6 protein-coding genes are annotated in these 5,758 nt (G+C 45.5%); 1 reads left to right on the top strand and 5 read right to left on the bottom strand.

Annotated features, from left to right (window positions below):
* From trpD to trpC, 5 genes are all read right to left on the bottom strand, one after another.
* Window positions 1-778: anthranilate phosphoribosyltransferase (trpD, locus tag AC6I5A_RS06255; protein ID WP_034613118.1), on the bottom strand; the 778-nt coding region annotated here is incomplete at its 3' end.
* Window positions 779-808: 30 nt separating this feature from the next.
* A complete protein-coding gene (locus AC6I5A_RS06250; RefSeq protein WP_052167935.1) occupies window positions 809-1,435 on the bottom strand; it encodes a glutamine amidotransferase-related protein in 627 nt (208 codons plus the stop codon).
* Complete coding sequence (locus AC6I5A_RS06245; RefSeq protein WP_052167934.1) at window positions 1,419-2,834, bottom strand: chorismate-binding protein; 1,416 nt, start codon at window positions 2,832-2,834, stop codon at window positions 1,419-1,421. The genes AC6I5A_RS06250 and AC6I5A_RS06245 overlap by 17 nt, the downstream gene beginning before the upstream one ends.
* 52 nt (window positions 2,835-2,886) lie before the next feature.
* Window positions 2,887-3,576 carry a phosphoribosylanthranilate isomerase gene (locus AC6I5A_RS06240; protein WP_034613115.1) on the bottom strand — a complete coding sequence of 230 codons (690 nt, stop codon included), beginning with the start codon at window positions 3,574-3,576 and terminating at the stop codon, window positions 2,887-2,889.
* Window positions 3,563-4,387, bottom strand: coding sequence for an indole-3-glycerol phosphate synthase TrpC (trpC, locus tag AC6I5A_RS06235; RefSeq protein ID WP_052167933.1), 825 nt, complete (start codon window positions 4,385-4,387; stop codon window positions 3,563-3,565). The genes AC6I5A_RS06240 and trpC overlap by 14 nt, the downstream gene beginning before the upstream one ends.
* Window positions 4,388-5,235: 848 nt before the next feature.
* Between trpC and AC6I5A_RS06230 the strand changes: the two genes are divergently transcribed.
* On the top strand, window positions 5,236-5,758 hold a 523-nt coding region (locus AC6I5A_RS06230; RefSeq protein ID WP_034613112.1), incomplete at its 3' end, for a GNAT family N-acetyltransferase.

Here is a 5,758-nt window from a genome sequence, read left to right as displayed (position 1 = left end):
TCCGTAAGGAGTTAAGTTTCCCAAAGGCTTGCCCAGAGTCCAAACTATAACGCGCTAAATCAATCCCCTCTTGAATAGTATTTGTACGTTTGGCTACATAGATAGCTATACCGGCATTCAGGAGAACAATGTCTCGCTTAGGTCCTGTTTCTCCTTGCAAGATCCCTTGGGTTAAACGGGCATTTTCTTCAGAACTACCGCCCCGGAGAGCGTCCAACGAACAACGCTTGAAGCCGTAGTCTTCAGGGAAAATCTCAAAAGGTTTCAGAACTCCTTGATCCACAAGAATAGCATGGGTTTGCCCAGTCAGAGTCACTTCGTCTAATCCATCGTCCCCCACCACAACAAGGGCACGCTTACTGTCTAGTCGTTTTAGGGCTTCGGCCATTTTTGGCAATAAGCCAGGGGAAGAAACACCCAACAGCTGGTAGGGTGCGGAAGCCGGGTTTAACAGAGGACCTAACAAATTAAATATGGTTCGTATACCTAATTCCCGGCGAAATAAGGCCACTTTTCCCATTGCCGGATGATATAGAGGAGCCGTGTCGACAGCGCCGTCCGGGGCAGAGATTTGACGGCTAACAGCCCGTAAAGCTTTCGCAAATGCCGCAATTTCTTCCGCACTTTCCCCCTTGACCCTTAAACCGAGGAGCAGTCCTCCAACTTGGACAGGGGTCAACTCACCTTCTAAAAGATCATTCATAATTCCAACGACAAGCTCTTCGGGTAAGTCCCTGCCTATGGCTAATTGATCTAACGCTTCACTGATTCTACTCATTACGAAAACCCCTTCATTAATTATTTGCTATTAAGCAGGCCTGATACTCAAGTTCGTTCCTTCTTTATTTTGGATGGTCAACGCGTAAAACGACTGCAGAATTCTTGGTCCGTGGGGAGTCATGATACTTTCCGGGTGAAATTGCACTCCAAAGAAAGGATACTTACGGTGACAAAGGCCCATGATCAGGCCGTCTTCTGTCTGAGCAGTTACCTCAAGGTCAGAATTTAGCTGCTCCGGATCAACTATTAGGGAATGATAACGGGCTGCCGGAAACCCTTGTTCTAAATCCTTGAAAAGTCCTTGCCCATTGTGAAATATTCGAGATGTTTTGCCGTGCACGATTTCCGGGGCACGAATCACCTTACTTCCGAAGGACATGCCCAAGGCCTGATGACCAAGACAAACGCCTAAGACGGGGATTATTTGGCCCTTTAGCGCGTTATTAAAAACGTTTTGAATGAGGTTTAGGGTGATCCCGGCATCTCTTGGCGTACCTGGCCCAGGTGAAAGAATAATGCCGTCCGGCTTTTCATCTAATATTGCTTGCACCTCTTGTTCGTCATTGCGATAAACAACAACCTCGGCGCCCAACAGACCAAAAGCTTGAACGAGATTATAGGTGAACGAATCGTAATTATCAATCATTATCAGCACATTCATCAACCACCTTCATGAGGGCCCTTGCTTTATGCAGGGTTTCCTCGTATTCCCGCTCCGGGACCGAGTCATAAACAATCCCGGCCCCGGCTTGTACAGAGACTTCGTAATCTGTAACGCGCAATGTCCGGATAGTAATACAAAAATCAACGTCTCCGTTCCAGCGTACAATCCCCAGGGCCCCGCCGTAAGACCCCCGTTTTTCCCGTTCAAGTTCTTGTAAAATTTCCATAGCCCTAACTTTTGGCGCTCCACTGAGGGTTCCTGCCGGAAAAACTGCTTGCAAAGCCGACAGTCCATCGTGAGGTGTCCGCAGCTCGCCCTCTACCGAAGATACAAGATGCATTACCTGGGAGTAGCGTTTTATTTCCCCATACTGGGGGACGCGAACACTCCCATATGCGGCAACTCTTCCGATATCGTTTCGACCCAAGTCAACGAGCATGGAATGCTCCGCATTTTCTTTAATATCCTTGAGCAATTCTTCTTCCAGGGTCTTGTCCTCATCTTCTGTCCGCCCTCTCGGACGGGTTCCGGCAATTGGTCGTGTTGAGATTTTCGAACCTACAGATGAGAGGAGTAGTTCCGGTGAACTGCCAACCAGTGTTTCAGCGTTTCCTTTCACCCAAAAAAGATAAGGCGAAGGATTTGCTACGCGTAGTCGTTGGTATATTTGCCACGGAGATAACGAAATACGACGTGTAAATTTTTGGGAGAAAACTGCTTGAAAAACTTCACCAGATCGGATGAACTCCTTAATCTGCTCAACACCTGCTAAAAACGTTGCTTTAGACATATTGCTCTCCCAGGTGTTTCGTTCCCCGATAGGGAGGGGTTCGGGAGTATCTTTCTCAAAGTGCTGCGATCCGGATATCTGGTTATTGAAAAGAATATTTAGGGCACTTTCCCAGACCTGAAACTGACGGGAAGTTTCTTGTTGCTCTTCCCCGAACACTTCAAGCACGATTTTCAGCGTTTGCGGTAAGAAAATGATATTCACCGGACAGATTCGGAAAAAATAATTCGGATGTGCGGCTGTCTTGGAAGGCCGCTGCCAGAGAAGTCCCCATTCATAGTCGATATAACCGAAAATTCCGCTTTCCAGGGTGCAATTCTCTTGAAGCGTATCCGAGGATGAAAAGTGTAATTGCTGATTGAATTCCTTCATGTAAACTCGGAGATCTTCAAGCGGTTCTTTAGTGGCTGATAACGAATTGGTCAATGTCCAGCCGGTGCCAAATCCCATATATGTTCGTTCAGTTTCCCCTTCATTCCCCTCCAATAAGACGGTACAGAGAGTTTCTAAAAGTTGACCCTGCTGAACTAATCTTGGGATCATTATTCCTTTGAAAAATATGCCGTCCTTGAATGACCAAGTCTTTTGCCTCGCATACATTACTTCTTTCACCTACTTTCTCAGAGTTCAGGTTGAACGCTTTTCGCCGTCCTTAAAGCTCTTTAGCTTTTTTTAGAAAAGATTTGATCAGCTCCGGATGTTTAGCCCCCAAACGTTCTACTCCCGAACTGACATCGACGGCATAGGGGTTCACAATATGGATCGCATGTTGTACATTTTCCGGAGTCAATCCTCCTGCCAAAATAAGGGGAATATCAAAACTCCGAATATACTCAAAAAGGTGTTGGAGACTGGGATTATCCCAGGGAAGAGAAGAACCTGTTCCCCCAAACAGTCCCTGGTTAGAGGAGTCCACAAGAATACCCTGCAGCATTCCCTTCCATTCTTTAAGGGGGAGTTGAAGCTCGGAAAAGGGCTGATCACTTTGGGATGAAGATGCCCCCTCCGAGATAAGAATCGAGTCGATTGGGATATTTAGCGACTTTATGCAAGGTATCCCCATGCTTTGATAATCCTCAAGCGCTTCGCTTCCGTGGAGCTGAATAGCTGTCAAATGACTTTGTTGAACAATCTCAGCTACAATGGTTGGGTCCTCATTGACAAAAACCCCGACACGGGCAACGTAAGGAGGAAGGTTTAAGGATATTTCCCGAGCTTGCTCCGGTCGTATATAGCGTTTTCTTTGGGGTACAAAAATAAAACCGACGGCATCTGCTCCAGCATCAATAGCCCACTTAGCTTCTTCCCAAGAACGAATCCCGCAGATCTTAACTCGAACCATGTGGRCTCCTCCGTTTCTTCTTAAGTTGTCCCTCATCTTTCAAACGGGTAATATACCCAGCGGGATCATTACTGCGCAGRAAAGATTCTCCAACTAAAACCGCATTCACTCCGGCCGTGGCCAAGCGTTCCACATCTTCTGAAGTTTTTATCCCACTTTCGCTCACCACAACACATTTCGCTGGAATCAAAGAACGAAGTTCCAGTGTTTTTTCCAATCGGACCTCAAAAGTCCTCAAGTCCCGGTTATTAATGCCAATAGTTTTCGCACCGCCGGTCAAGGCCTGTTCAACTTCTTCGCGGTCACGGCATTCGACAAGTGCCTCCAAGCCCAGATCCTCCACCAAAGACAAAAGTTTCTTTAGTAACTCCGGATCAAGGAGAGACATGATGAGCAGTACGGCATCTGCGCCGTTTAATCTGCTTTCTACGATTTGGTATTCTGACCAAAGAAAATCTTTCCGAAGGATCGGTAATTCTGTTGTCTCACGAACCTGTTTAAGGTCTGAGAGACTTCCGTGAAAAAAGTCCTCTTCAGTCAGTACAGAGACTACCCCTGCCCCACCCTCTTGATAGGCTTGGACTAAGTCTGGTAAGGAGAATTTCCATGGAATCAGTCCTAGACTTGGTGAGGCACGCTTAACTTCGGCAATTACTTCGAAGCTTTCCGTAGATAGAGGCCAACCTCGCCGCAGGAAGCTGGACGCTTTCTCCAGTTGGTGCCAAAGTTGGCCCAGAGAGCAACGTTCCTGAGCCTTATTAAGTCGCTGCTGCCGCTGGAGCATGATGGAAGATAGGATATGGGATTCCATACTTTAGACCCTCCTTTATATGGGTTAAATAAAAAAGCCCTCTATCCTCTAGAAGGACAGAAAGCTTTCTGTGGTGCCACCTTAATTTATATGAGATACTCTAATGCCTACTCCCCCAAATAAATTAATTATTTTGGTTCTAGGGAATTAGAAATTAGTTTATTTCTCAAACCTCTAATCGGATACGGAGAAACTGCTTCTCGATATCCGTGTTTCTGTAACGGGAAACCCCCGGCATCATCTACTTGCGTTCTACGCGTTCGGATCGCACCTCAGAGACCCATTCCGTCAAAGAGAAATGTATCAGACTCCCACCCACTCTGACTCGCTAAGACATTCCCATATGACTTACTATTTCTCATCATTGGCTCTGGCTATTTAGTTTACGAAGGGTATTCCAGTAAATAAAAAAAGCTCTCTATCCTCTCAAAGGACAGAAAACATTCTGCGGTGCCACCTTAATTTGTCTGAAATTACCTTGACCTGCCTAATAAAACAAGCTGTTTCCGTTTTATGGGAATTGGCATATCTCAAACTCTCTAATCGGATGCGGAGAAGCTTCTTCTCGATATCCGTGTTTCTGTAACGGGAAACCCCCGGTATCACCTACTAGCATTACGCTTTCGGATTACAACTCAAAGAGCCATTCTGTCAAAGAAAATTGTGCCAGACTCCCACCCTCTCTGACTCGCTAAGACATTCCCAATGACTTACTATTTCTTATCATTGTCTGTAACCATATCATTTTAATGTATTATATGCTTAACTCAATACTGTTGTCAACACAAATAATATGATAAAATTAGTAGTCATTACACATACTTACTATTACTAAGGAGTTCTGCATGATGCTAACGGGTCAGAAGACATCGATTCGTCCAGTCGAAGATACTGATATTGAAACAATGTATCAATGGTATAATGATCAAGAGGTAAATTTATGGTCCAGTGGGGCTTGGCCCTTAAATACCCTGCTAAGCAAAGAGCAGCTTACGGTCAAGTTTCTCGACGAATTGCCGGATACCTATCGCTATGCTATTTTGGCTGAAAACAAACTGCTCATTGGGACTATAGGCTTTAAGGAAGTTAATATCCCTGCTCAATCGGCCACGCTCTTTATTGTTCTTGGGAATAAAACATATTGGGGTAAAGGCTATGGCACAGATGCCTTAATCACCTTTGCGCGCTTCCTTTTTACGCAGTGGAATTTCCACAGAATTTCGCTGGATACTTGGGATGGAAATATTCGGGCTATCAAGGTTTATGAAAAAGTCGGTTTCAAGCTTGAAGGTCGTCAGCGGGAAGCACGTTTTGTGTTAGGAAAATATCACGACGCCATTCTGATGGGTTTATTACGGGAAGAATTCTTCT

This window comes from Desulfosporosinus sp. Tol-M2, from assembly GCF_059735615.1.
The sequence above is the reverse complement of the archived record's forward strand: the minus strand, read 5'-3'. Positions and strand labels throughout refer to the sequence as shown.